Annotated in this window: 4 protein-coding genes; 3 read left to right on the forward strand and 1 reads right to left on the reverse strand. The window is 57.1% G+C overall.

The window, feature by feature from the left end; translation table 11 throughout:
- From B7X30_RS14920 to miaB, 3 genes are all read left to right on the forward strand, one after another.
- A partial coding sequence (locus B7X30_RS14920) for a site-specific integrase (RefSeq protein WP_286731649.1) occupies positions 1–639 on the forward strand: 639 nt, incomplete at its 5' end.
- Between the two features lie 455 nt (positions 640–1,094).
- The gene (locus tag B7X30_RS14925) at positions 1,095–1,460 is read left to right on the forward strand and encodes a hypothetical protein (protein WP_286731651.1); all 366 of its coding nucleotides are present in this window, start codon (positions 1,095–1,097) and stop codon (positions 1,458–1,460) included.
- Positions 1,461–1,474: 14 nt separating this feature from the next.
- Positions 1,475–2,818, forward strand: a complete 1,344-nt coding sequence (gene miaB / locus B7X30_RS14930; protein ID WP_286731653.1) for a tRNA (N6-isopentenyl adenosine(37)-C2)-methylthiotransferase MiaB — start codon at positions 1,475–1,477, stop codon at positions 2,816–2,818.
- Positions 2,819–2,838: 20 nt separating this feature from the next.
- On the opposite strand, the gene B7X30_RS14935 is transcribed toward miaB, so the two are convergent.
- Positions 2,839–4,080, reverse strand: coding sequence for a D-alanyl-D-alanine carboxypeptidase family protein (locus B7X30_RS14935; protein WP_286731655.1), 1,242 nt, complete (start codon positions 4,078–4,080; stop codon positions 2,839–2,841).
- Between the last annotated feature and the right edge of the window lie 84 nt (positions 4,081–4,164).

Below are 4,164 nucleotides of genomic sequence, written 5' to 3' on the forward strand. Positions count from 1 at the left end.
AAGGCAAAATTAAAAGAAAAGGTCAAAAGTTATAAAGAGTTTACAGATGAAGAATTAAGACAAATTTTTGATAAGAAGTCTTATCAAGAATTTATGAATAAATCTAATTATTTTTGGCTACCAATTTTGGCACTTTTTACAGGGGCAAGAATTGAAGAATTAGCAAGTCTAAAAACAACTCAAATAAAAATTGAAGATGGAATTTTTTATATTGAACTTGAAAAGGCTAAAAACTTCAATTCAATACGAAAAATACCAATTCATAAAAAACTGATAGAATTAGGTTTTATCAAATATTTTGAGAAAGTTAGGAACGGAGAACAATTATTCCCAGAATTAAAATCGGGAAAAAATGGCTTTTCAAAAAATTGTAGTAGGAGGTTTGGTCTTTATCTCGATAAGATTTTGATAAGGAACGAGCAAAAAGTTTTTCATAGTTTTAGGTCAACATTTATTAATCGTATGACCTTGTTAAATATTCACCCCTCTATCATTATGGCAATTGTTGGTCATTTTGAACAGTCAAAACTTGATTTCTCTTCGGCTCATTTTAAAACCTATCAACAAGAAAAACCTATAAAAATCTTGAAAGAAAATATTGATAGGTTAGAGTTTTCTTTTCTTTTCACTGATTTCTAATCAACTCCCCCCGCCCTCTTCCAGAGGGAGCACCGAGAATGTGAAGAAAACACGACCCTATGAGGGTCTAGATCGCTCTGTATTGGGTTTTTGACGAAGTGCTGATACAATCCCCCGGCCACAAGGGCCAGCCCCCCTAGGGGCTTCCAGTTTTGGAAGGACCTTCGTCCTCTTTCCCTATCGGGTCCCCAGCTTCGCCAGGTGGTACAATTCGGAGTACAAGGTTTTTGGACCTTGCCAAAGGCTAACCTTTTGATTTTTAAGGGTTTTTTTTGATTTGGTGTCTGCTCCCTGAAGCGCCACCATAGTTTTCCAGCCCACATCGTTTTTTTCGTAGGCTTCTCGTTTGCACCCTTCGCGCCGAATTCGTGGGCGCTGATTCAAGCCCATGCGTTGTTGCCTGGGCTTTTTTGTTTTGCGCGCCAAGCGAACCGTTTTTTGTCCAGGAGTCGGCCATGAAACCTCAACCGTTGCTGCGTCGGATGGCCCTTGGGGCGGCGCTGTGTCTGGGCAGCCTGGGCGCGGCTAACGCGCAGATGAACTACCCGATGGGCAGCCTGCAGGGCCTAGCGACGTTTGGCGCGTTTCCGAGCGTCAGCATCAACTGCACCGATTACACCCTCGGCCCAGGCGCGCGGGTGATCAGCCCGCTAAACCGCATCATTCCCCGCAACCAGCTCAACGGGCTGCAGGCCCCGGTGGTGTTTCAGACTGACGCGATGGGCAATGTGTTTCGCGTGTGGCTGGTGAGCTATTCCACGGCCAGCCAGCTTCAGTTGCCCAAGGCACCGGGGCAGTGCGGGCTGTTTTTCAGCAATTGACGGACGCTTCCATCGTGACAAAAAAGGTCTTTATCAAGACGTTCGGCTGCCAGATGAACGAGTACGACTCGGCCAAGATGGCCGACGTGCTCGGGGCGGCTGAAGGCTATGAACCCGTGGCAACGCCGCAGGAAGCCGATCTCATTTTGCTCAACACCTGCTCCATTCGCGAAAAGGCGCAGGAAAAAGTGTTCAGCGATCTGGGGCGCCTGCGCGAGCTCAAGGCCGACAAGCCGAGCCTGCTGATCGGCGTGGGCGGCTGTGTGGCAAGCCAGGAAGGCGAGGCCATCGTCAAGCGCGCGCCTTATGTCGATCTGGTGTTTGGCCCGCAAACGCTGCACCGGCTGCCGCAACTCATTGCGCAGCGCAAGGCGCTCGGGCACGCGCAGGTCGATATCAGCTTTCCGGAAATCGAAAAATTCGATCATCTGCCGCCCGCACGGGTGGAGGGCCCGAGCGCCTTCGTCTCCATCATGGAAGGCTGCAGCAAGTATTGCAGCTATTGCGTCGTGCCCTACACCCGCGGCGAGGAAGTCTCGCGGCCCCTGGTCGACGTGCTCACCGAAGTGGCCGAGCTGGCCTCGCTGGGCGTGCGCGAGGTGACGCTGCTGGGCCAGAACGTCAACGCCTGGCTGGGCTCGGGAGAGGGCGAAGATTTCGCCTTTCTGCTGGAATGCGTGGCCGAGATCGACGGCATCGAACGCATTCGCTACACCACCAGCCATCCGAAGGAATTCACCCAGCGGCTGATCGATGCCTACGGCCGTATTCCCAAACTGGTCAACCATGTGCACCTGCCGGTGCAGCATGGCAGCGACCGCATTCTGGCGGCGATGAAGCGCGGCTACACCGCGCTGGAGTTCAAGAGCATCGTGCGACGGCTGCGCGCGGTGCGCCCCGACATCTGCATCGGCTCGGACTTCATCGTCGGCTTTCCGGGCGAGACCGAGGCCGACTTCGCGCAGCTGATGAAGCTGGTCGAGGACATGCAGTTCGACGCCAGCTTCAGTTTCATTTTCAGCCCGCGCCCCGGCACTCCGGCAGCCAATCTGGCGGATGACACCCCGGCCGACGTCAAGCTCAAGCGGCTGCAGACCTTGCAGGCGCAGATCGAGGCTCAGGCTTCGGCCATCAGCGCCGCCATGGTGGACACGGAACAGGCCGTGCTCATCGAAGGGCCGAGCAAGAAAGATCCCTCGGAACTGCAGGGCCGCACCGAAAACAACCGCATCGTGCACCTGAAGGCCAACGCGCGCTTGATCGGCCAGATCGTACCGGTGCGCATCACCACGGCCTACCCGCACTCGCTGCGCGGCGAGGTGTGCATGGCTGAAGCGGATCAGGCCGCAGCGGTCTGATCCGCTTCAGCCTGTGCGCTCTACTTGATCATCAGGCGCAAGCTGTCCCAAGCGCGGCCGAACAGACCCGCTTCGGGCACGGCCTTGATGACCTCCAGCGGATAGACCGCCAGCGGCTTGCCGCTCATGCTGACGTCGAGTTGGCCGACGCGTTGCCCGGCCTGCAGCGGCGCCACCAGCGGGTCGGGCCGCACCACCTTGGTCTGAAGGTCTTTGCCCATGCCGCGCGGCACCGAAATGACCACCGGCACCGAGGAGCCCAGTTCCACTTTGTTATCCACGCCCTTCCAGACGGGCGCAGTCAGTACCGGCTTGCCGGGCGAAGCCAGCACAATGTCGTCGAAGTTCTGATAGGCCCAGTTGAGCAGCACCTGGCTCTCCTCGCCGCGGGCCCGCTCGGTGGGTGTGCCCATCACCACGGTGAGCAGGCGGCGCGGGCCGTTGGGAAATTGGCGCAGCGCCGAGGTGATCATGCAATAACCCGCCTCGGAGGTATAGCCCGTTTTCATGCCGTCCACGGAAGGATCGGTGAACAGCAGACTGACGCGGTTGGGCTGGGTGATGTGGTTGTAGGTGAATTCCTTGACCTTGAAATAGCGCGCGTAATCGGCCGGAAAGTCGCGGATGATGTGGGTAGCGATGATGGAGAGGTCATACGCCGTGGTGTGGTGGCCGGGGTCGGGCAGGCCCGTCGGGTCCATGAAATGCGTGCCTTTGAGGCCCCACTGCTGCGCCTGGCGGTTCATCATGGCGACGAAGGCGCTCACCGAGCCGCCCACCGTCTGCGCCAGCGTCATGGCGGCGTCATTGCCCGATTGCACGATCATGCCCAGCAGCAGGTCGTTGACCGACACCGGCACGCGCGGGTCGATGAACATGCGCGAGCCGCCGGTCTGCCAGGCCTCTTTCGATTCGGTCACCATCTGGTTGAGCTTGATGGTGCCTTCCTTCAAGGCCTTGAAGGTCAAGTAAGCCGTCATCAGCTTGGTCAGCGAGGCCGGCGCCTCCTGAGCGTGGGCGTCGTGCTCGGCGAGGATCTGCCCACTGGTCAGATCGACCACCAACCAAGCACGCGCATCGAGCTTGGGTGGCGGCACGGTGGCCAGCATGGACTGCATCGGCGTGAGGGGAGCGGCTGCGGCACTCGGGGCCGGAGTCGTTGCGGCGGGAGCTGCCGCTGGAGTGGGGGCGGCTTGCGCCAAAGGCGACAGCGCGAGCAGACAGGCCGCGCTGCAGGCGGCGACAAACGATTGAACGGACATAGGCGAATCCTGAGACTCAAAACAGAAAACCGACACCCTAGCAGCCCGAGGGCGTGACAGGGGTGACGAAGTTTTGCCGCGCAC

This window comes from Thiomonas sp. 13-64-67, assembly GCF_002282795.1.
In the GTDB taxonomy this organism is placed as follows: domain Bacteria; phylum Pseudomonadota; class Gammaproteobacteria; order Burkholderiales; family Burkholderiaceae_C; genus Thiomonas; species Thiomonas arsenitoxydans.